This window comes from Phytohabitans kaempferiae, assembly GCF_042433955.1.
GTDB lineage: Bacteria > Actinomycetota > Actinomycetes > Mycobacteriales > Micromonosporaceae > Phytohabitans > Phytohabitans kaempferiae.
Window position 1 is genome coordinate 510,450 of sequence record NZ_JBHLUH010000004.1, and the last position, 21,442, is coordinate 531,891.

General features: G+C 72.3%; 20 protein-coding genes. 4 read left to right on the top strand and 16 right to left on the bottom strand.

Annotated features, from left to right (window positions below; all coding sequences use genetic code 11):
* The first annotated feature begins 215 nt into the window (after positions 1 to 215).
* On the top strand, positions 216 to 1,421 hold the full coding sequence (locus tag ACFFIA_RS03565; protein WP_377245145.1) for an amino acid deaminase/aldolase: 1,206 nt from the start codon (positions 216 to 218) through the stop codon (positions 1,419 to 1,421).
* A 103-nt stretch (positions 1,422 to 1,524) separates the two neighbouring features.
* Here ACFFIA_RS03565 and ACFFIA_RS03570 read toward each other — a convergent pair whose 3' ends face one another.
* The gene (locus tag ACFFIA_RS03570) at positions 1,525 to 2,076 is read right to left on the bottom strand and encodes a TetR/AcrR family transcriptional regulator (RefSeq protein ID WP_377245699.1); all 552 of its coding nucleotides are present in this window, start codon (positions 2,074 to 2,076) and stop codon (positions 1,525 to 1,527) included.
* A 239-nt stretch (positions 2,077 to 2,315) separates the two neighbouring features.
* Here ACFFIA_RS03570 and ACFFIA_RS03575 point away from each other — a divergent pair, with 239 nt between their 5' ends.
* Positions 2,316 to 3,623, top strand: a complete 1,308-nt coding sequence (locus tag ACFFIA_RS03575; protein ID WP_377245148.1) for a D-arabinono-1,4-lactone oxidase — start codon at positions 2,316 to 2,318, stop codon at positions 3,621 to 3,623.
* A gap of 156 nt (positions 3,624 to 3,779) precedes the next feature.
* Here the strand turns inward: ACFFIA_RS03575 and ACFFIA_RS03580 are convergent, their stop codons facing one another.
* From ACFFIA_RS03580 to ACFFIA_RS03610, 7 genes are all read right to left on the bottom strand, one after another.
* The gene (locus tag ACFFIA_RS03580) at positions 3,780 to 4,088 is read right to left on the bottom strand and encodes a hypothetical protein (protein WP_377245151.1); all 309 of its coding nucleotides are present in this window, start codon (positions 4,086 to 4,088) and stop codon (positions 3,780 to 3,782) included.
* A 24-nt stretch (positions 4,089 to 4,112) separates the two neighbouring features.
* Positions 4,113 to 6,899 (bottom strand): type I DNA topoisomerase, encoded by a 2,787-nt coding sequence (gene topA, locus ACFFIA_RS03585; protein ID WP_377245154.1) that lies wholly within the window; start codon positions 6,897 to 6,899, stop codon positions 4,113 to 4,115.
* A 208-nt stretch (positions 6,900 to 7,107) separates the two neighbouring features.
* Positions 7,108 to 7,716: a hypothetical protein gene (locus tag ACFFIA_RS03590; protein WP_377245157.1), complete on the bottom strand. Its 609-nt coding sequence runs from the start codon at positions 7,714 to 7,716 to the stop codon at positions 7,108 to 7,110.
* Positions 7,707 to 8,240, bottom strand: coding sequence for a hypothetical protein (locus tag ACFFIA_RS03595; RefSeq protein WP_377245160.1), 534 nt, complete (start codon positions 8,238 to 8,240; stop codon positions 7,707 to 7,709). The genes ACFFIA_RS03590 and ACFFIA_RS03595 overlap by 10 nt, the downstream gene beginning before the upstream one ends.
* 97 nt (positions 8,241 to 8,337) lie before the next feature.
* The gene (locus tag ACFFIA_RS03600; RefSeq protein ID WP_377245163.1) at positions 8,338 to 10,677 is read right to left on the bottom strand and encodes a sodium-translocating pyrophosphatase; all 2,340 of its coding nucleotides are present in this window, start codon (positions 10,675 to 10,677) and stop codon (positions 8,338 to 8,340) included.
* A gap of 223 nt (positions 10,678 to 10,900) precedes the next feature.
* Positions 10,901 to 11,338 carry an ATP-binding protein gene (locus ACFFIA_RS03605; protein ID WP_377245166.1) on the bottom strand — a complete coding sequence of 146 codons (438 nt, stop codon included), beginning with the start codon at positions 11,336 to 11,338 and terminating at the stop codon, positions 10,901 to 10,903.
* The gene (locus ACFFIA_RS03610; protein ID WP_377245169.1) at positions 11,335 to 11,685 is read right to left on the bottom strand and encodes an STAS domain-containing protein; all 351 of its coding nucleotides are present in this window, start codon (positions 11,683 to 11,685) and stop codon (positions 11,335 to 11,337) included. Before ACFFIA_RS03610 ends, ACFFIA_RS03605 begins: the two co-directional genes overlap by 4 nt.
* A gap of 161 nt (positions 11,686 to 11,846) precedes the next feature.
* Between ACFFIA_RS03610 and ACFFIA_RS03615 the strand changes: the two genes are divergently transcribed.
* A complete protein-coding gene (locus ACFFIA_RS03615; RefSeq protein ID WP_377245172.1) occupies positions 11,847 to 14,129 on the top strand; it encodes a DNA 3'-5' helicase SftH in 2,283 nt (760 codons plus the stop codon).
* A 50-nt stretch (positions 14,130 to 14,179) separates the two neighbouring features.
* The gene (locus ACFFIA_RS03620; RefSeq protein ID WP_377245175.1) at positions 14,180 to 14,377 is read left to right on the top strand and encodes a hypothetical protein; all 198 of its coding nucleotides are present in this window, start codon (positions 14,180 to 14,182) and stop codon (positions 14,375 to 14,377) included.
* Positions 14,378 to 14,663: 286 nt separating this feature from the next.
* Here ACFFIA_RS03620 and ACFFIA_RS03625 read toward each other — a convergent pair whose 3' ends face one another.
* From ACFFIA_RS03625 to ACFFIA_RS03660, 8 genes are all read right to left on the bottom strand, one after another.
* Positions 14,664 to 15,053: an Rv3654c family TadE-like protein gene (locus tag ACFFIA_RS03625; RefSeq protein ID WP_377245178.1), complete on the bottom strand. Its 390-nt coding sequence runs from the start codon at positions 15,051 to 15,053 to the stop codon at positions 14,664 to 14,666.
* The gene (locus tag ACFFIA_RS03630; protein ID WP_377245181.1) at positions 15,050 to 15,454 is read right to left on the bottom strand and encodes a TadE family type IV pilus minor pilin; all 405 of its coding nucleotides are present in this window, start codon (positions 15,452 to 15,454) and stop codon (positions 15,050 to 15,052) included. Before ACFFIA_RS03630 ends, ACFFIA_RS03625 begins: the two co-directional genes overlap by 4 nt.
* Positions 15,451 to 15,669: a DUF4244 domain-containing protein gene (locus ACFFIA_RS03635; protein ID WP_377245702.1), complete on the bottom strand. Its 219-nt coding sequence runs from the start codon at positions 15,667 to 15,669 to the stop codon at positions 15,451 to 15,453. The genes ACFFIA_RS03630 and ACFFIA_RS03635 overlap by 4 nt, the downstream gene beginning before the upstream one ends.
* 162 nt (positions 15,670 to 15,831) lie before the next feature.
* Positions 15,832 to 16,413, bottom strand: coding sequence for a type II secretion system F family protein (locus ACFFIA_RS03640; protein WP_377245705.1), 582 nt, complete (start codon positions 16,411 to 16,413; stop codon positions 15,832 to 15,834).
* Between the two features lie 125 nt (positions 16,414 to 16,538).
* Positions 16,539 to 17,558 carry a type II secretion system F family protein gene (locus ACFFIA_RS03645; RefSeq protein ID WP_377245184.1) on the bottom strand — a complete coding sequence of 340 codons (1,020 nt, stop codon included), beginning with the start codon at positions 17,556 to 17,558 and terminating at the stop codon, positions 16,539 to 16,541.
* Entirely contained in the window at positions 17,555 to 18,745 is a 1,191-nt protein-coding gene (locus tag ACFFIA_RS03650; RefSeq protein ID WP_377245187.1) for a TadA family conjugal transfer-associated ATPase, read from the bottom strand. Before ACFFIA_RS03650 ends, ACFFIA_RS03645 begins: the two co-directional genes overlap by 4 nt.
* Positions 18,742 to 19,791 (bottom strand): septum site-determining protein Ssd, encoded by a 1,050-nt coding sequence (ssd, locus tag ACFFIA_RS03655; protein WP_377245708.1) that lies wholly within the window; start codon positions 19,789 to 19,791, stop codon positions 18,742 to 18,744. Before ssd ends, ACFFIA_RS03650 begins: the two co-directional genes overlap by 4 nt.
* Positions 19,792 to 19,973: 182 nt before the next feature.
* Positions 19,974 to 21,287 (bottom strand): M48 family metallopeptidase, encoded by a 1,314-nt coding sequence (locus tag ACFFIA_RS03660; RefSeq protein ID WP_377245190.1) that lies wholly within the window; start codon positions 21,285 to 21,287, stop codon positions 19,974 to 19,976.
* Between the last annotated feature and the right edge of the window lie 155 nt (positions 21,288 to 21,442).

Here is a 21,442-nt window from a genome sequence, read left to right on the forward strand (position 1 = left end):
CAACCTGGGCCGACGACGATGCCTTCGTCGACGCGTCAGAGCGGCTGTCGCCACTGTCGTCGCGGGGATTCGCGTCGATGACCGTTGTCCCTCCGCCTGCGAGCTTTCGCTGACACTCTAAACGCGCGCCCTGACCGCCCTGGTGGCGCGCTCGACAGTGTGATTGATACGCGAAGGAGTTTCGCTTTCCCGCCTTGAACAGTTAGCGTGCTCCTGTGACGCCGACCGCCCGCGACGCACTTCGAGAACGCCTGGAAAAGGCCACTGCGGACCTCGATCCGCCGTTCGCGGTCGTCGATCTCTCGGCCTTCGGCGCCAACGCCTCCGCACTGGCCCAGCGCGCCGCCGGCAAGCCCGTCCGGGTCGCCAGCAAGTCCGTCCGCAGCCGGGCCCTGCTCAGTCGCGCGCTTGTCACGCCCGGCTGGCGGGGCGTGATGGCGTACACGCTCGGCGAGGCGATCTGGCTGGTCCGCGCCGGCGTGACGCGGGACGCGCTGGTGGCGTACCCGACCGCCGACCGGGCCGCGCTGCGCGAGCTGGCCGCCGACCCTGACCTGGCCACGGCCGTCACCCTGATGGTCGACGGCCTGGAGCAGCTCGACCTGGTCGACGTGGTCGCCGCGCCCGGCCGCCGCGCGGAGATCCGGGTCTGCCTCGACCTCGACGGCTCCTGGCGCCCGCTGGGGCTGCACATCGGCGTGCGCCGCTCGCCCCTGCACACGGCCGCCGCCGCGGGCGCCGTCGCGCGGGAGATCACCGTCCGCCGCGGCTTCCGGTTGGTGGGGCTGATGGCGTACGACGCGCAGATCGCCGGGCTCGCCGACGCCCCGCCCGGGCAGAGCCTCCTCGGCTCGGCGATCCGGCTGATGCAGGGCTGCTCGTACCGTGACCTGCTGCGCCGCCGCGGTGCCACGCTCGCCGCGGTGCGGGAGCACGCCGACGTCGAGTTCTTCAACAGCGGCGGTACGGGCAGCGTCTCCGCCACCGCCGCCGACCCGGCCGTGACCGAGGTGACCGCCGGCTCCGGGCTGTACGGGCCGGCGCTCTTCGACGGATACCGGGCGTGGCGCCCACAGCCGGCGGCGTTCTTCGCGCTCGGGGTGGTCCGCCGCCCCGCACGCGACTTCGTGACGGTCTCCGGCGGGGGCTGGATCGCCTCCGGCCAGACTCACGCGAGCCGCCAGCCGGTGCCGTGGCTCCCGGCGGGGCTGCGGCTCGTCCGCACGGAAGGCGCCGGTGAGGTGCAGACGCCACTGCGCGGTGCCGCTGCCGATGGCCTGCGTGTGGGCGACCGAGTGTGGTTTCGCCACGCCAAGGCCGGCGAACTCTGCGAACACGTCAACGAACTGCACCTTGTGGACGGCGCGGAGGTGGTGGACACGGTGCCCACCTACCGCGGCGAGGGCCAGGCTTTCCTGTGAGCGCCGGGAGTCCGGGAGCCTGCCGCGCAGCCGGCCGGGTCGGGCCGGCACCACACGAGCGAGCGCACCCGGAGACGCGGTGAGCGTGGGCCGCGCGGCGCCGTCAGGCGTCGACGTGGCGGTGGAGGTATTCGCGGATCAGGGCCTTGGCCTCGCCGAGCACCGTGTCGTCGCCATCCGGATGGCGGCGGAACGCGAGCTTGATCAGGGCGTCGGACGCTTCGACGGCGATCTCCATGGCAAACCGCAGCCGGCCCGTGTCGGCCACACCGAACTGCTCGACCAGCACCTGAGCGACCCGCCCGGCGATCACCGCGTTGTTGTCACGCTCCTCGTCGAGGAGGTGCACGTCGACGACGTCACCGAAGTGGAGCGTGCGGAAGCCGGGGACCGAGCGGTGCATCGCGATGTACTCGTCGATGGCCGCGTCGACGCCATCCCACCAGTCGGCGAACGAGCCGCCGGCCCAACTGCTGGCGAGGCGCTCGAGGTATGCCTCCATGTTGCGGAGCGTGAGCGCCTGCACGATGGCCCGCTTGTCCGGGAAGAACTGGTAGACCGATCCGATGGCGACGCCGGCGCGCTCGGCGAGCAGGGTCGTGGTGAGCCCTTCGTAGCCCACCTCGTCGACGAGCTCGGCGCAGGCGTCGAGCATCCGCTGGACACGCGCCACACTGCGTCCCTGGACCGGGACGCGGCGCAGCGGCCCGACGGTGATGGTCGCGGTAGATACGGTCGCGGTAGATGTCGACACTCGTCGCCACTCCCTTTCGAAGCCTTCGACGATGAGAACGTTACTCAGGTCAACGAGCGAGCCCGGCCCACGGATCGCGGCTGTTTACGCGAAGTGGTCGCCACTGATATGAATGCTACTCAAATTAGCCGGAGGGTCGGATGGCCTCGACGACAGTCACGTGGCGCAACTGGGCCGGCAACCAGCGCGCCACACCACGCGTCATTTCCCGCCCTACCAGCATCGACGAGGTAACAGCAGCCGTACAAGACGCGGCCGCCGAGGGGCGTCGGGTCAAAGCGGTCGGGAGCGGGCACTCATTCACGGATATCGCCCTGGCGGATGACGTACACATCGACCTCTCGGCCATGGGATCCACCCTTTCGGTCGACCTCCAATCGAGGGTCGTCACCGCCCCCGCCGGCATGTCGCTGCGTGCGCTCAACGCGGCGCTGGCCACGCACGGCCTCGCGCTCCCCAACCTCGGCGACATCGACGCGCAGACGATCGCCGGCGCCATCTCGACCGGCACGCACGGCACCGGCGCGGCGTACGGCTGCCTCTCCACGTTTGTCGCTGGCCTGACGCTGGTCACCGGCACCGGCGAGGTGGTGAGGTGCGGCCCCGGCCAGCACCCGGAGGTCTTCGCGGCCGCCCAGGTGGGGCTCGGCGCGCTCGGCGTGATCACCGAGGTCGAGCTGCGCTGTGTGGACGCTTTCGTGCTGCACGCCGACGAACGCCCGACGCCACTCGACACGGTGCTGGCCGGGCTGGCCGAGCACATCGGGGAAAATGACCATTTCGAGTTCTACTGGCTGCCGTACACCGAGCGGACACTCACCAAACGCAATAACCGCGTCCCCGCCGACGACCGTCCACTGTCGAGGCTGCGGGCCTGGTGGGACGACGACTTCCTCCAGAACACCGTGCTCGGCGGCCTCTGCCGCCTCGGCCGCGTGGCGCCCGCGCTCGTGCCCACGATCTCCCGCACCGAAGCCCGCGTACTCACCCCCAGGGTCTACACCGCACGGTCGGACGCGGCCTTCGTCAGCCCGCGCCGGGTCCGCTTCACCGAGATGGAGTACGCCCTGCCGCGCGACGCCCTCCCCGACGCCTTCGCCGGGCTGCGCAGGGTCGTGGCGTCGCTGCCCTTCAAGGTGCTGATCCCGGTCGAGGTGCGGTTTACCGCGCCGGACGACATCTGGCTCTCGCACGGCTACGGGCGCGAGTCGGCGTACATCGCCATCCACCAGTACGTGGGCGTCGAGTACGAGCCCTACTTCCGGGCGTTCGAACGAGTGGCGCAGGATCTGGGCGGGCGGCCGCACTGGGGAAAGCTGCACTATCGGGACGCGGCCTCGCTGCGCCCGGCGTATCCACACTTCGACGACTTCCTCGCGGTGCGCGACCGCCTCGACCCGGGCCGCCTCTTCGCCAACGAGTACACCGAGCGCGTGCTGGGCGCCTGAGCCAGCCAGGGTCGTGTGGACGCGGAGGGCGAGGCCGCGGGAAAGCACCCCAAGAAAACGCTCCGCTGCGCTCCATGTTCCCCGGGGACCCCGCGCGGCGGTCCGGAGCACGACGGACGTCGCGGCAGCCCAGATCTGTCCCTCGGAACAGCCCGGCTACGCGGCCAGGCTCGGATGGCGGCGCTCCCAGTCGCGGCGGACCGACTGCGGCAGCGACAGGCTGCGCCACTCCCGGCGCAAGGTGGGCACATCGAGCCAGGTGCGCAGCTCGTCGTAGGAAAGTGCCTCGCGGAGCACGATCTCGTACATCCGGCGGAGCGCGGCTGGCTTGTCGAGGTCGAACACTCGGTCGGCGTGCCAGAACATGCGGTGCGGCAGCCTCACCCGGCCCCTGACCGGCCCGTGGAAGCCGGACAGGCTGTGGATGACGACGGCACGCTTGTCGGGGACGTCGTGGCCATTCACGCGCCCATCGTACACATGTTCGAACTACTCGGCGGGCCCGGCGGCCTTCTTCGCGGCCGCCTTCTTCGGCGCGGCCTTCTTCGCGGGCGCGGCCTTCTTCGCCGCGGTGGTCTTCTTCGCGGTGGTCTTCTTCGCCGCCGCGCCATCCGCCGCCGTGGTCTTCTTCGCCGCGGCCGCCTTCTTGCGCGGCTTGGCGGGACCCCGGGCCCGGCGGTCGGCGAGCATCTCCGAGGCCTGCTCGATGGTGAGCGACTCCGGCGTCTGGTCGCGCTTGAGCGACGCGTTGGTCTCGCCGTCGGTCACGTATGGGCCGAAACGCCCGTTTTTGATCGTCAGCGGCTTTTCGGTGACCGGGTCGACGCCCAGCTCGCGCAGCGGCTCGGCGGCCGCGCGCCGCTGGCGGGTCTTCGGGGCGGCCAGCAGCGCCAGCGCCTCGTCGAGCGTGACCGTGAAGATCTTGTCTTCGGTGTCGAGCGAGCGGTAGTCGTCGCCGCGCTTGACGTACGGCCCGTAGCGACCCGCCGCCGCCAGGACCTCGTTGCCCTCCGGGTCGGTGCCGACCAGCCGGGGCAGCGTGAGCAGCTTCAGCGCCTCTTCGAGCGTGACCGTCTCGGGCGACTGTGAGCGCAGCAGCGAGGCGTTGCGGTCGCCGGTCGAGACGTACGGACCGTAGCGGCCGGACTTGAGCACCACCGGCTCGCCGGTCTCCGGATGCTCGCCCAGCTTGCGCTCGCCGCCGCCGCCGAGGAAAAGCTCCTCGACCTTCTCCGGGGTCAGCTCGTCGGGCGCCAGCCCTTCCGGGATGGAGACGCGATCGTCGCCCTCGGTGGCCGGCTCGGCGTCGGGCAGCGTGCGCTGGAGGTACGGCCCGTAGCGGCCGACCCGCACCACCACGTCGCGCCCGTCGTCGTCACGGAAGAGCGGGATCGAGTTGACGCTGCGCGCGTCGATGTCGCCGAGGTTTTCGGTGACCATCTTCTTCAGGCCGCCGGAACGCGCGATCGAGCCGTCGTCGCCGACCGGAGAGCCGAAGTAGAAGGAGGTCAGGAAGTCGATCGCCTGGGCGTCGCCGGCCGCGATCTCGTCCAGCTCGTTTTCCATCGCGGCGGTGAAGTTGTAGTCGACCAGCCGCGGGTAGTGCCGCTCCAGCAGCCCCACCACCGCGAACGCGAGGAACGACGGGATCAGCGCCTGCCCGCGCTTGGCGACGTAGCCGCGGTCCTGGATGGTCGCCATGATCGACGCGTACGTCGACGGGCGCCCGATGCCCAGCTCCTCCAGCTGCTTGACCAGCGACGCCTCGGTGTACCTCGCCGGGGGCTGCGTGGTGTGCCCCACCGCGGCCAGCTCCTCGGCGGTCAGCGGCTGGTCCTTGACCAGGTTGGGCAGCCGCCGCTCCTGGTCGTCGGCCTCGGCGTTTTCGTCGTCGGAGGACTCGACGTACGCGCGCAGGAAGCCCGGGTCGGTGATCGTCTTGCCGGTCGCCCCGAAGTCGGCCTCCTCGCCGGCGGTCGACACGGCCCGGATGCGCACCGACACCGACGAGCCGATCGCGTCGGTCATCTGCGAGGCGATCGTGCGCCGCCAGATCAGCTCGTAGAGCTTGAACTCCTCGGTCGCCAGCTCCTTGGCCACCTCGCCCGGCGTGCGGAAGTTGTCACCGGCGGGGCGGATCGCCTCGTGCGCCTCCTGGGCGTTCTTCACCTTGCCGGTGTAGCGGCGGGGCTCCGGCGGCACGTTGCGCTCGCCGTACAGCTCGGCGATCTGCCGGCGGGCCGCCGCGAGGGCGGTTTCCGACAGATTGACCGAGTCGGTACGCATATAGGTGATGTAGCCGTTTTCGTACAGCCGCTGCGCGACCCGCATCGTCTGCTGCGAGGAGAGGCGCAGCTTGCGGGCGGCCTCCTGCTGGAGCGTGGAGGTGATGAACGGCGCGTACGGCTTGCGCCGGTACGGCTTCTCCTCCACGCGGGTGACGGTGAACGGCCGCCCGTCGAGGCGAGCGGCCAGGCCACGGGCGCCGTCGGCGTCGAGGTGGACGACCGCCGCGCCCGGCTTCACCCGCCCGGTCGTCGGCTCGAAGTCCTTACCGGTGGCGATGCGGTCGCCATCGAGGGCGATCAGCGTCGCCCCGAACGTGCGCGGGCCCTCGACCTGTCCCTGGACGGCCAGCGTCGCGGCCACGTCCCAGTACTCGGCCGTGCGGAACGCCATCCGCTGCCGCTCGCGCTCCACGACGATGCGCGTGGCGACCGACTGGACCCGGCCGGCCGAGAGCCGGGGCATGACCTTCTTCCACAGGACCGGCGAGACCTCGTACCCGTACAGGCGGTCGAGGATGCGGCGGGCCTCCTGCGCGTCGACCAGGTCGCGGTCGATGTCGCGCGGGCTGGCGATCGCCGCCTGGATGGCCGACCTGGTGATCTCGTGGAAGACCATCCGGCGGACCGGCACCTTGGGTTTCAGCGTCTCCACCAGGTGCCAGGCGATGGCCTCGCCCTCGCGGTCTTCATCGGTGGCGAGGAAGACCTCGTCGACCTCCTTGACCAGCGAACGAAGCTTGCGGATCTGGTCTTTCCGGTCGGGAGAGACGACGTACAGGGCGGCGAACCCGTTGTCGACGTCGACGCCGAGCCGGGCCCAGGGCTCCTTCTTGTGCGAAGCCGGCACGTCGGCGGCGTTGCGCGGAAGGTCACGCACGTGGCCCAGGCTCGCCTCCACGACGTATCCCGGGCCCAGGTAACCCGAGATCGTCTTGGCCTTCGCCGGTGACTCGACGATGACCAGACGGCTGCTGGCGTTGCTCGGCACTTCTCTCCTGACCTCTACCTTGACTCCCGTGCCCCCGGTAACAGAACCGGACGGCAGATGTCCAACGTAACGCGCCGTCGGTCCGGCGGTTGCGCAGACCGGTCGGCGACACCGTACACCGAACCGCAACCCAGACGTCGGCTACCGCCACGCCGGGCCAGCCTCCGTTTCGTCGCCCGGTGCGCTCGCCTGCTGCGGTTTCCCCCGATCAAGCAGGCCATTCGGCCGGCGGGGCGGCAGCCGGGCGGTCGCCCACAAGCTCCGCCAGACGGCCGAGGCGGCGCCGGCCGGTGATGCGGTAGGCCGGCCCGCCCGCCCGCGGCCCGAGCAGCACCGGAGGCAGCCCGACCGCGGCCAGCGCGGCGCCCACCACCTCCCAGCACGGCTCGTCGGAGGCGCCCAGCCGGAGCACGTATCCGTGCTGGTCGGGGCCACCGGCGGCGGCCGCCCACAGGCGCAGGCGGGAGCCGTCGAGGTGGAAGCCGGGCGGCGGGCGCTTGACCGCCGTGCGCAGCCAGCTCGCGCCGAGCGCGGCCAGCGTGGTGGCGTACGCCGTACGGACGACGAGCTGTCCCTCGACGGTGGCCAGCTCCCAGGTCGCCTGGAGGCCACGCAGGGCCAGCTCGGCGATGAGCACGTGTACCCGCCACGCCCCGTCGACCTCGACCGAGACTCGAGCGGTGCCGCCCATCCGCACCACCTGCCCCGGCCCGGCGAGCAGGCCGGACAGGTCGGCTGGGGTCGGGTCGTGGGCCTCCACCCCGAAGAGCGAGAGCTGCCGCCGGGTCGGCTCGTGAGCGCCCGGGGTCAGCGACACTCCGGGACCTCGTCGAAGGCGGCCCGCAGCTCCTCCGAGTCGAGCGAGCTGGTGTCCAGGGCACTCTCGTTGTATTCGGTGGTGAGCGTGCTCATGACCGACTCGACGCCGTCGTAGAAGGGGTCGGCACGCCCCGAGTCGAGCCCCTGGATGCCCTGGCGGGCCCGCCCGTACGCGTCGCGCACCGCGGTCAGCGAGCGGAGGAATCCCGTGGCCACCGCCTCGCCGCCGTCGACGTCCGGCACGCCCGCCTGCTCGACCTTGGCGCGGGCCGCCTCGCTGGCCGACTCGGCGCCGCTCAGCAGGCGCACCAAATTTTCCTTGGCCTGCGCGGGCGTGGTCTTGGCGGTCATCTGCTGCTGGGTCCGGCTTGCCAGGTTGTTGATCTCGGAGCGCCAAGGGCTCAGCGCGGTGCAGACGTTGGCCGCCCAGGCCCGTGGCGACGGACCTCCCGCGCAGCCCGCCGCGACCAGCAGCGCGAACGCCGTCGTGAGTGCGACCAGAGCCGCGCGGGGCGTACGCATGCGTTGCAGCGTAGCGGTTTGCGAAGGATGCATCAGCAATGATCAGGGCGCCCCGTACACCCACGGGACGCCCTGATCGAGTGGTAGAGGTTGTTTCTCAGGCGTTCACGCGCTCCTGCTCGGCGTCGGTCGCGCCGCTACCGGTCCCTTGGTCACCCATGGCGACCGGCTTGCGCTTGCTGAACGCGACCGCCGCGACGACGACGAGCAGGGCCACGACCGCGATCGTGATGCGCAGCGCGTCGTTCTGGTCGGTGCCGATGCTGTACGTGACGACAGCCGGGGCGATCAGCAGCGAGACCAGGTTCATCACCTTGATCAGCGGGTTGATCGCCGGGCCGGCGGTGTCCTTGAACGGGTCACCCACCGTGTCGCCGATGACCGTGGCGGCGTGCGAGTCGGAGCCCTTGCCGCCGTGCGCGCCATCCTCGACCAGCTTCTTGGCGTTGTCCCAGGCACCACCGGAGTTGGCCAGGAAGACCGCCATGAGCACGCCCGTGCCGATCGCGCCGGCCAGGTACGCGGCGAGCGCGCCGGCGCCCAGCCCGAAGCCCACCGCGATCGGTGCGAGAACGGCCAGCAGACCGGGGGTGAGCAGCTCGCGCTGCGCGTCCCGGGTGCAGATGTCGACGACCTTGCCGTACTCCGGGCGCTGGGTGCGGTCCATGATCCCGGGGAACTCGCGGAACTGGCGGCGCACCTCCATCACGACCGCGCCCGCCGAGCGGGACACCGCGTTGATGGCCAGGCCGGAGAAGAGGAACACCACCGCGGCACCGATGATCAGACCCACCAGGTTGCGCGGGTTGGCCACGTTGAGCAGCTCGTCGATCGACAGGTCGGAGCCGGCGTCGGCGAGCGAGCTGACCACCGTGTCCTGGTACGACCCGAAGAGCGCGGTAGCGGCGAGGACGGCCGTCGCGATCGCGATGCCCTTGGTGATCGCCTTGGTGGTGTTGCCGACCGCGTCCAGCTCGGTGAGCGTGCGGGCGCCCTGCTCGTCGATGTCGCCGGACATCTCGGCGATGCCCTGCGCGTTGTCCGAGATCGGGCCGAACGTGTCCATCGCGACGATCACGCCGACGGTGGTGAGCAGGCCGGTGCCGGCGAGCGCGACGGCGAAGAGCGAGAGCGTGATGGAACCGCCGCCGAGCAGGAACGCGCCGAACACGCCAGCGCCGATGAGCAGCGCCGAGTACACGGCCGACTCGAGGCCGACGCTGATGCCGGCGAGGATGACGGTGGCCGGGCCGGTCTCCGAGGTCTTGCCGATGTCGCGCACCGGGCGCTTGTCGGTCTCGGTGAAGTAGCCGGTCAGCGCCTGGATCGCGGCGGCGAGCACGATGCCGATCACGACCGCGCCGATCGCGATGAGCTGCGGGTTGCCATCGAGGTCCGGCACGCCCCCACCGAACTCGCTGAAATCGCTGGGCAGGTAGAGGAAGGAGGCGATGGCCACCAGGACGGCCGCGAGGGCCGCGGAGATGTAGAAGGCCCGGTTGATCGCGGTCAGGCCGGAACGGTCCGAGGCGCGCAGGCGGGTGATGAACACACCGATGATCGCGATGATCGCGCCGATGCCGGAGACGATCAGCGGGAAGACCAGGCCGTCCTCGCCGAAGGCCGCCCGGCCGAGGATCAGCGCGGCGACCAGCGTGACGGCGTACGACTCGAAGAGGTCGGCGGCCATACCGGCGCAGTCGCCGACGTTGTCGCCCACGTTGTCGGCGATCGTCGCGGCATTGCGCGGGTCGTCCTCGGGGATGCCCTGCTCGACCTTGCCGACCAGGTCGGCGCCGACGTCGGCGGCCTTGGTGAAGATGCCGCCGCCGACCCGCATGAACATCGCGAGCAGCGCGGCGCCGAAGCCGAAGCCCTCCAGCACCGTGGGGGCGTCGCCCTTGTACAGCAGCACCACGAGCGCGGCGCCGAAGAGGCCCAGGCCGACTGTGAGGAAGCCGACGACGCCGCCCGTACGGAAGGCGATCTTCATCGCCTCCTCACGGCCGCCCTCGCTGGCCCGCGCCGCGGCCGCCACCCGGAGGTTGGCCCGCGTCGCCAGCGCCATGCCGGCACCGCCGATGAACGCGCTGAACGCCGCGCCCACGACGAAGAACGCCGAACGACCGATCTTGACGAGCGTCTCGTTGTCGCTGTCACCGTGCACCGGAAGAATGAAGAGCAGCACCACGGCCAGCACCACGAAGATGCCGAGAGCCCTGAACTGGCGCAGCAGGTACGCCGAGGCGCCCTCCTGCACGGCGCCGGCGATCTCCTGCATGTTGGTGGTGCCCTTGCCGGCCGCCAGCACGGCCCTGACCAGGGCTGCCGCGAAGCCGAGCGCCACCAGCGCGATGACCGCCGCGATGATGACGTACGTAAGGTTCGAACCGGTGATGGACAGCCCGCCGCTGTCGGCGGCAAAGCTTTCGGACATCTATGTCCTCCTGAGCCGTTGCGTTTCCGCCCAGCCGGCGGACGAACCGGCGGAGCGCCTGCACGCGATTGCGCAACGAACCCTGGCGCCCGCGCACCCGGGTTCTTGCAGATAACCCGGGTACTGTAGCGGCACACCGTGTTCATGCTCACACCGCCCAGCAGGTGTGTGACGGTGATGTTCGCCGCTGTGTTAGCTGGTTTGGCCCGCGAACGACCGCGGTTTACTTCCCGACGGGCCAGACCATCCGCACTTCCGTGCCGATGCCGACATCCACGGGGCGAACCTGTAGATCATCAACAAACCCGGCAAGCAGCGCAAATCCGACACCAACCGTCAGAGCCTCGTCGGTGAGCGACTCGTTGGCCAACTCGTCCGGCGGGAGTGCGGTCAGGCCCAGCCCTGCCTCGATCGGGGCACGGTCGATCACCCGCACCGTGTAGCTGGCGTCGTCGCTCATCTCCATCTGCACGAGGTCGGGCAGCCCGTACTGCCGGTGCAGCGCCACCGCCCGCGTGCACGCCTCGCCGATCGCCAGGCGCACCTCGTCGAGCAGCTCCTCGGCCACGCCGGCGCGCCGGGCCACGGCCACACCGACCAACCGGGCGGTGCGGACATGCACCGGTGCCGGCGAGAACGCGAGTCGGACCGTCGACATCACGCGCTTGGGCCGGCCGCGTCCGTCGCCGCCTCTACCGAGGGATACAGGGGAAATACCTGGTCCAGGGCGGTGATGCGGAAGATCTTGAGGAGCGGCTCCTTGTCGCACGCGAGCGCGCATCTGCCGCCGAGCGGGCGTAGCCGCCGGTGCGCGCCGACCAGCACGCCGAGACCGGTCGAGTCGAGAAAATCGACCCGGTTGAGGTCGACCACCACGCTCCGCGCGCCGCCGTCGATCAACTCGTTGAGCCGCTCACGTAGGCGCGGCGCCGTGTAGACGTCGACCTCGCCGCCAACCTCCAGCACCGCGTGCTCGGCGACGGCACGGGTCGCAAGCGAGAGCTCCATCGGGGCCTCCGTGTACAGCCGCCACTACCTACCATTTTCCGGTCCTCCCGGGCATCTAACCATCGACACGGCCTGCGCGGTGAGCCGCCCGGCCAGCACGTTCAGGTTTCGGCACACTCACCTGTTTGGGTTTTCCGCACACCAGTGCGAGAGTGCATGGCGTGACGACCGTCGCCGAGCCGGCTGAGCTCCTCCGCCGATTGCGCCCCGACTCCGTCACCCACATCGAGCGAGTGCCCACCCGCGCCGGCGAGACCGTGCCCTGGCCGGGCTGGGTGCCCGACCCGCTCCGGGCGGCCTTCGCCCAGCGCGGGGTCACCGCGCCGTGGCGGCACCAGGCAGAGGCGGCCAGTCACGCGCACGCCGGGCGCCACGTCGTCGTCGCCACCGGCACGGCCTCCGGCAAGTCGATGGCCTACCAGCTCCCCGCGCTCGCCGCGCTGCTCGCCGACCCCCGCGCCACCACTCTTTATCTGGCACCGACCAAGGCACTCGCCGCCGACCAGTTGCGCGCCGTCGCCGCGCTCGACATCGATGGAGTACGACCTGCGTGTTACGACGGCGACACCCCGCGCGAGGAGCGGGAGTGGATCCGCCAGCACTCCCGCTTCGTGCTGACAAACCCGGACATGCTGCACCACGGCATCCTCCCCGGGCACGCGGCCTGGGCCACGTTTCTGCGGCGGCTGCGCTACGTCGTTGTCGACGAGTGCCACAGCTACCGCGGCGTCTTCGGCTCGCACGTCTCCCACGTGCTGCGGCGGCTGCGGCGGGCGGCCGCCCGCTACGGTCGCACCCCGGTCTTCGTGCTCGCCTCGGCCACGTCGGGCGACCCGGCGACCTCGGCCAAGCGGCTCACCGGCCTGGTGGTCGAGGCGGTCACCGAAGACGCGTCGCCGCGAGGCGGGGTGACGTTCGCGCTGTGCGAGCCGGCGCAGCAGCCGGTCTTCGAGGGCGGCGGCGACGCCACGCCGGTGCGGAGGTCCGCGCTGCGGGAGAGCGCCGACCTCCTCGCCGACGCGGTCATCAACGGGGTACGCACGCTCGCCTTCGTCCGCTCCAGGCGCGGCGCCGAGGCGGTGGCGACCATGGCCCGCCGCTCGCTCGACGAGGCGGTGCCCGGGCTGGGCGCGCGGGTCGCCGCCTACCGGGGTGGCTACCTGCGCGAGGAGCGGCGCGAGCTGGAGGCCGCCCTGCACTCCGGCGAGCTGCTCGGCCTCGCCTCCACCAACGCCCTGGAGCTCGGCGTCGACCTCGTCGGCCTCGACGCGGTCGTGATCTGCGGCTGGCCGGGCACGCGCGCGTCGCTGTGGCAGCAGGCCGGGCGGGCCGGGCGCAACGGTCACGAGGCGCTGGCCGTGCTCGTCGCCCGCGACGATCCGCTCGACACCTACCTGGTGCACCACCCCGAGGCGCTTTTCGGCCGCCCGGTGGAGGCGACCGTGCTCGACCCCGCCAATCCGTACGTGCTGGCGCCCCAGCTCTGCAGCGCCGCCTACGAGGCCCCGCTCACCCGCGCCGACCTGCCGCTCTTTGGCCCCGAGGCGGCGGCGGTGCTCGACGAGCTGGTGGCGGAGGGCATCCTGCGGCGGCGCCCCAGCGGCTGGTACTGGACCGGCAAGGAGCGCCCCGAGGTCGACCTGCGCGGCACCGGCGGCCTGCCCGTGTGCGTGGTGGAGGCGGCGACCGGGCGGCTGCTCGGCACCGTCGATCCCGGCTCGTCGCACTTCATGGTGCACCCCGGCGCCGTCTACCTGCACCAAGGCGAGTCGTACATCGTGGACGACCTCGACCTCGACGACGCGGTCGCGCTGGTGCACCGCGAGGAGCCGGAGTGGTCCACGCACGCCCGTGACGTCACCTCCCTCTCCGTCGTGTCGGTGCGGTCCTATGTCGACGCCGGGCCGGTCGGCCTCTTCTTCGGCGACGTCGACGTGACCAGCCAGGTGGTCTCGTACCAGCGACGCCGCATCGGTTCCGGCGAGGTGCTGGGCACCTGGCCACTCGAGCTGCCGACCCGTGAGCTCCGCACGACCGCGGTGTGGTTTACGCTCTCGCCCCAGTCGCTGGAGGCCGCCGGCGTGGATGACGTGCCCGGCGGTCTGCACGCGGCCGAGCACGCCGCCATCGGGCTGCTGCCGCTCGTGGCGACCTGCGACCGCTGGGACATCGGCGGCCTCTCCACGGCGGGCCACCCCGACACCGGCGCGCCCACCGTGTTCGTGTACGACGGCCATCCCGGCGGTGCGGGCTTCGCCGAGCGCGCGTACAAGATTGCCGCCGCGTGGCTCCAGGCCACGCGCGACGCGATCGACGGATGCGCCTGCGAGACGGGCTGCCCGTCGTGCGTGCAGTCGCCCAAATGCGGCAACGGCAACAACCCACTGTCCAAAGCCGACGCCGTACGTGTCCTGGACGTGGTGTTGTCGTCGCTACCCCGTTAAATCCTGCTCACATGCTTCGACGAACATGGATGGCTAGGTAGCGTCGATCCGTGGCCAACACGATCGCCGAGACCATAGAGATCCTCTATGGAATCAACCAGGAAACCCTCACCACCGACCAGCAGATCGCACTAGCCCAGGCATACGCCGCGTTCGCCCAGGCGGAGCGCCTAGAGATGATCAACCAGCGCCTGTACAGCATCCAGCAGGTGCTGAACGGCCTGGCCCTGCGAGTGGCCCAGCCGTAGAGGTTGCCCGCCCCGGGGCTTGTTTACGATGGGCGTGCCCCGGTCTGCGGCAGCCGGCGTGCGCCCTGCTGCTCTGCACCTTGGGCCTCCAGGTCGGCGCCAAGCCCTCGCGCGGCGGGCCAGCCTTCACACGGTGCCCAACCCGGATTTGGCTGACCCGTCATCCGGCGCGCACCGGGTCCGCGCGAGCCGCCGCACTGGCGCTCTTGATTTGGCTGACCCGTCATCCGGCACGTACCGGGTCCGCGCGAGCCGCCGCACTGGCGCTCTTGATTTGGCTGACCCGTCATCCGGCGCGCACCGGGCCCGCGCGAGCCGCCGCTCTGGCCGTGCCGTAGAAGCCGGGCAGGGGCGCCGCCTCGACCTCGACGCTGACCACCAGGTCAAGCCCGTCCACTGTGCAGGCCGCGAGCCGGCCGCCATTTCGGGACACAAGCTCATCAGCGCGGGCGCACGCCGTCTCGGGGCCTTCGAGGACCCTCATCGCGCCCGCGAGCGCCCCCAGGTCGGCGGCCGTGCGTGCCTCGTGGCGGGCCACCCTCGCCGCGCCGACTGCGGCACCGGCAAGGCCCAGGCCGATCAGGATCAGGCCGACCGCCAGGACGACGATGGTCGCCGCGCCTCGGTCGGCCGGCCTGCGCCGTGTGCCTCTGCCGTGGCGCGGCCGCCTGGTCATCGGCCCGCTCCGGTCGAGCCCGGCTCCATCGCCGCGACCGCCGTGGCGGCGACCGACGCGCCGGGGAGACCGCCGCCGACCGCGCGCACCGCGGCCCGCACGGTCACCACCACCGTGTCTCCCTCCACCGTGACCGAGACCGTGGCCCCCGCCGGAGCGACGCGCTGCCCCGCCGCGGCGGCGTCTTCACCGCGGGCACCGGCCAACGCCGCCTCGCGGGCCGCGTCGACGCACTGGGCCTTGGTGGTCACCGCGCTGACCGCCGTCAGCCCGCCGAACAGCAACAGCATCAGGGCCGGCAGCCCGGCCGCCATCTCGGCGGTGAACGACCCCCGGTCACCGCCGAATCGCCGTTCGCGACCAGCTCGGCGATCGCGACCGGGCCACCGGCCCCGGCTCACTTGAGCGCCCCTTGGATGATGCCGCTGAGCGCTCCCTGGATGCTGCCGCTGGTAAGCACCTTCAGCAGAACGCCGGCGAATGCGACCGCCGCCATGGTCCCGACGGCGTATTCGGCCGTGTTCATCCCGGCGTCAGCCGGGACCCCTCGCCGCCGCGCCGCGATCCCCCGTGACCCGGCTCCCCGCAGCCGAGCGATCAGTCTGCGCACACGAATCCCCTCTCTTCGTCCTGTTTCTCGCCCACCGGGCTGGTGGGCTTCCCGCCCACCCGGCTGGTGGGCGAAGCCTTGAATCCCGTGCCTCCGCTGAGCCTTTGATCCCGCGGGGGCCACTGCGGTCGCGGTGGCCGCCAGGTCGCGCCCAGCGGTGCCGGCCGCTCAGAGCACGTCGCGTAGTACGGCCACGAGCACCGGCACCAGGCCGGCGAGGATGAACGCCGGCAGGAAGCACAGCCCCAGCGGCAGTACGATGAGCACTCCGGCCCGGCGGGCGGCCGCCTCGCTGGCCACGGCACGGTCGGCGCGCAGGTCGTCGGCGAGCCGGGTCAACGCACCGGCCAGGGCGGCGCCGCTCGCGCTCGACCGCACCGCCGCCTGCGCCATCCGCCCGGCGCTGGCCACGGTCGTGACGTGCGCCCACGCCTCGGCTGGCTCGGCGCCCAGGCGGAGCGAACGGGCCACGCGGGCCAGCCGCTCACCGAGCGGCCCACCGATCGCCTCGGCCACGGCGGCGGCCGCACGGTCGACCGGTGCGCCCGCGCGCAAACCCGCGGCCATCAGGTCTGCGGCCAGCGGTAGATCGGCCACCTCGCGGAGCCGCCGGGCGCGGACCTCGGGCGGCTCCAGGCGCCGCAACTGCCGATCCAGGACCACCGCCACCGCAGCACCGACCGCCAGCCCCAGCACGCCACCGACGAAGAGCGCCACCGCGAAGCCGCCAAGCCCGGCGGCGAGCCGCATCGGATCGGGCCGCCACCGCGTGCGGGCGGAGGCACTGGAGGGCCGTCGCCGCTCCGGCCGGGCGCGCAGCCCAACCGCGACCGCGGCAGCCGCCAGGCCCGCGATGACCACTGCTTCCACCGCCGTCATCGGTCACTCCGCACGCCCACTCGAACCACGCCGGCGCCGCTCTCGCTCGCGGGGCGCGGCCTCGGTCGAGGCCTCCGCCGGCCGGCGTCGCGCTCCGCCGCCGAGGCGGTCACCTGCATCGGGCCCGCCGCCTGGAGCGCTTCGTCACCGCCGGCCGGTCGAGCGCGCTGCCGGCCGTCTCCCGCACTGTGCCCGGGATCGCTGGGATGCCCCGGAGCTCGCGAGGACGGCGCTGGCTCCGGCCGGGCGGTGCCTGCGGCCGCGAGGCGATCGGCCCAGGTGAGCCCGCCGACCTGGAGGACGATCGCGCCCACCGCGCAGGCGGCCCCGATCGGCGAATGGAGCAGCACGCCCAGCGGGTCGACGCCGATGCTGTAACCCAGCACGATCCCGCCCACCGGCAGCCCGGCGAGCAGCCACGCGGTCGCCCGCGCGCCGGCCGCCTGGGCCGCCGCGGCCGCACCGGCCCGATCGATCGCCCGAGTGTCGGCCTCGATGCGCTCGATCAGGTCGGCGATCGGAGCGCCGGTGCGCTCGGAGAGCCGCCACGCCGCGTCGGTGAGCTGGGCCATCCGGCGGTCTTCGATCCCGACCGGACCCGTCACCGCACCATCCGAGGCGCCCGCCAGTACGGCGGCACCGGAGACTCCCGAAGGCGGCAGGCCGGCCCGGAGGTCGGCGGCCAGACCACACAGCGCGTCGAGCGACCGCGTGCGCATCGCCGTCTCGGCGCGGGATGCCCGGCGGCGCAGCACGGCACGCGCGGCGATCGCCCCGTAGGCGCCCACGGCCACCCCGGCGACCGGACCGGCGAGCAGCACGCCAGCCAGCGCCGCGAACGCCACGGCCAGAAGCATCGCCCGCCGGCTGGAAAGCACCTCCAGGCGCGCCCGGAGGCTGGGCCCCGCCGGCCGAGGCGGGCTCATCAGCCGGGCCTGCCGGCTGCGTCGCGGCCAGCACAGCACCACCGCTGCGGCTCCCAGGCAGGCGGCGGTGACCCACCACCGCGCGGTCACGGCCGGGACCCTTCGCCGGCGAGGACCGGCGGCACCAGCACCGACCGGTCGAGGAACATCCTGGCCAGCGCCTGCGCCGCCGGCCCTGGCCCGTGCCCCCGCCGCCACGCGGGCAGTACGGTCACGAGCCGCTCGCTGCCGGCCGGCATCAGTACGCAGATCGAGTCTAGGATCCGCCCGCCCCGCGTACGCCGCACGTGCAGCACCAACTGCAACGCGGCGGCCGCCTGGGCGTGCAGCGCGGCCCGAGGCAGGCCGCCGAGGAGGCCGAGCGCCTCCAGCCGGGCCGGCACGTCGGCGGGCGAGTTGGCGTGGAGCGTGCCCGCGCCGCCCTCGTGACCCGTGTTAAGCGCCGCGAGCAGGTCGACCACCTCCGCACCTCGGCACTCGCCCACCACCAGTCGGTCGGGGCGCATCCGCAGTGCCTGGCGCACGAGGTCGCTAAGCGTCACGGTGCCCATCCCCTCCACATTGGAGGTCCGCGCCTGGAGGCCCACCACGTGCGGATGCACCGGGCGCAGCTCGGCGGCGTCTTCGACCAGCACGATCCGCTCGTGCTGCGGCACCAGGGCGAGCAGTGTGTTGAGAAGCGTGGTCTTGCCCGAGCCGGTGCCGCCGGTCACCAGGTATGCCAGGCGTGCCCCCACGATCGCGGCCAGCAGCGTGGCGATCGGCTCGGGCACGGTGCCCTGCTCGATCAGCTCGTGGAGCGAGAACGGCCGCTGCCGGAAGGTGCGCAGCGACAGGTACGGCCCCTCAGTCGCCACCGGTGGCAGCACGGCGTGGAGCCGCGTGCCGTCGGGCAGGCGGGCGTCGACGTACGGGCTGGCGTCGTCGAGGCGCCGCCCACACCCCGCCGCCAGCCGCTGGGCTAGCCGCCGCACCTCGTCGGGACCGCCGAGCACAGTGGACACACGCTGCAGCCCACTGCCCCGGTCGACCCACACATCGCGGCCGTTGACCAGCACGTCGGTGACCGCCGGATCGGTCAGGTAGGGCGTCAGCGGTCCGGCCCCGACAAGGTCGCTGTGCACCTTGCTGGCGAGTCGCAGCACCGCGCTGTCTCCGAGGACCGCGCCACCGGGCTCACCGCGCACAGCCGAGACCACGGCCGACGGCGTCGCCTCCACGCCCTCTATGGCGAAGCGCCGACGCACCCGGCTCGCGAGATCGACCTGGCCGGTCATGCCGCGGCCGCCATGGACGTGCCGGTCAGCTCCGACACCAGGCGCTGGCAGAGCACAGCCAGCGGGCCGCGCCCCTTGGACGCCGGCGCCTCACCCTTCTCCAGGCTGCGGGAGAGCGCCGGCTCAGGACGGAGCGTGCCCGCGAGCGGCATGTGCAGCGATTCGGCGATGTCTCGGGCGCCCAGCCGGCCGGGCGTCGGGCCCCGCACGATCAGCGCGAGATCGGTGCAGTGCACTCGGGCGAGCGCTGCGATGCGGCCCGCGGCGGCGGTCGCCCGCAGCTCGGCGGGGACCACCAGGTAGACCCGGTCGGCGGCCTGCAACGCCACCACCGCCGCCTCGTCGAACCGCCGCGGCAGGTCGACCACAACCAGATCGCAGGCGCGCCGGCCGGCGTCCATGGTCGCCGCCATCGCCTCAGGTGGGAGGCCGACCAGCTCGCCGCGATCCCACGAGAGCACCACGAGACCACCACGGTTGGGCAGCGCGCCGACCAGCGCGGTGGCGTCGATGCGGCCGTCGGCCTGGCTGAGCGCCGGCCACCGGAGCCCGTCGATCTCCTCCCAGCCCATCACCAGGTCGAGGCCGCCGCCGAGCGGATCACCGTCGACCAACAACGTGCGCAGGCCGGCCCGCTTTGCCGTCACGGCCAACGCTGTGGCGAGCACGCTCGCGCCGGCACCGCCCCGCCCGCCGACCACGCCCAGCACCCTGCCGTGCCCGAGGCTGGGCAGCCGCTCGGCGAAGCGCTCGGCCAACCACCCCTCGGCCGCCGGCAGCATCGCCACATGCTCGGCGCCCAACGCCTCGGCCAGCGCCCACGGATCACCCCCGTACGCGGAGGATCTGCCAACGAGGACGACACGTGGGCGGCGCGGCAAGGCTGCCCGGAGCGCGACCCTGGCCTGGTCGACGCCGATGAGGACCAGCGGCGCGGCCTGATATCGCGGGCGGGCGGCCGCCGCATCGGGCGCGAGGTCGAGCTCGGAGCCGCCGGCGGCCGCGATGCGGAGCAGTTCTTCGAGAAGCTCCTCGTCGGCGGTCACCAGCAAGGGCAGGCGGCGGGCGGTGGGCAGTGACATTCGCTGCTCCTATGGCGAGGGCGGGGATGGCCAATACCGTCCCGCCGCCGCCACGCCGCGCCAATGCCACCAAGATCCATCTGTGGATAACTGGGCCGCCTGTGGATAACTCCCACGGAGACGGCTGATCTGCTAGGGCGAGCGGGTCACCCGCCCCAGCTGATGTCCCGCGCGATCCGCTCGTAATGCCTGGCCAGCTCGCTTTCGATCGGCTCGAGACGCGCTTCGGTGAGAGCGACCGTTGGGGCGTGCTGTGGCCGTTCCCGAATCATCCGCCACCGCAAGCCCGACGGCGGATGCGATGCGAAAAGCGATGCATCATCGCGGACGGAAAGCTGGCGCAGCGCCGGCAGGCTGGCGGCGGCAGACGCCCGCGCTTCGTCGGCCGACCCGCGCCACTCGGCCGGGCCACGCCCCGCGCGGGCGTCGCGGCGCACCACCATCTCCACCGCGTCCACCACCAACAGCACATCCGCCAGGCTCGCGGCGGCCGTCGAGCCAGCCACCTTGGCGGACATCTCGTCGGCCAGGTACTCGGCGCGCTGCGCGTCGCGCTGCCCCAGCCCGACCAGCACCACGTGGGCCGTGAAGAGCAGGCGCGCCAGCATCCGCTGCACGACCTCCGCTAGCAGGACGCCCAGCCCGCTGGTCTCCACCATGCTGGATTTCACTGGCCGCACCAGATCGGCCGCCGCACCCAGCATCGTCAGGGCCGGCTGGGTCAACAGCCCGCGCCGCACGTCACCACTGACGAAGTGACCCAGCTCGTGCGCCACAAGCGCCACCCGCTCCTGCGGTGACAGGACCGCCCACAGTGGCAGGCCGATGCAGAGCACGCGGGTGCGGCGCAGCCCGACCGCGGTTGCGTACGCACCGAAAGCACCATCGACGGCCACCACATCCGGCACCGGCGCGCCCACCGCCGCCGCCACCTCGCCGACCAGCCTGAACAACGCCGGTGCCCGCTCCCGGTCAAGCACCTCGGCCGAACTGTCGAGCCGCCCGAAGCGGGGCCGCAACGCATACGCCAGCCCCAGCGCGGCCAGGCCGAACGGGATGGTCAGCGCCGGAAAGTCGTGCACCAACAGCCACACGCCGCAGGCGACCAGAAGCGCCACAAGCACCAGCAGGAGCAGCGACGCCACAACGGTCACGGCCCGCGAGAGGCCACCTCCGCGCCGGTCGATGCCCTCCGAAATCAACTGTTGGAACGTATGACGCGTCAGCCGGTACGCGAGGCGGTGCGTGCGCCGATCGACCCACTGCCAGCCAAACTCGGGGTGGCGGCGGGCCGGCTCGTAGCGGTCGAGACCCCACTCGCAGCGGGGGCACCAGGGCTCGGCATCCCGAATCGACGTGGTCGCCACACCGCAGCGGGCACAGGCGCCCGCCGCACGCGGACCGGGCGTGACCTGGGCGGACACCGGCGCTGGCGGCGCGCCGCCCTCCGCGCTGGTCACCGAATCACACTCGCCCGCAGGATTCCCATGGCGCGTACGGTACGGCTCGCACCATGCCGCAACCAGACCCGAACGACGCGAATCGAAATGCGAAAGAGTTTTGGCCCCTGAAGATCCACATCAGACGGATCAGGGCTCTGACCTGCGACGAAAGC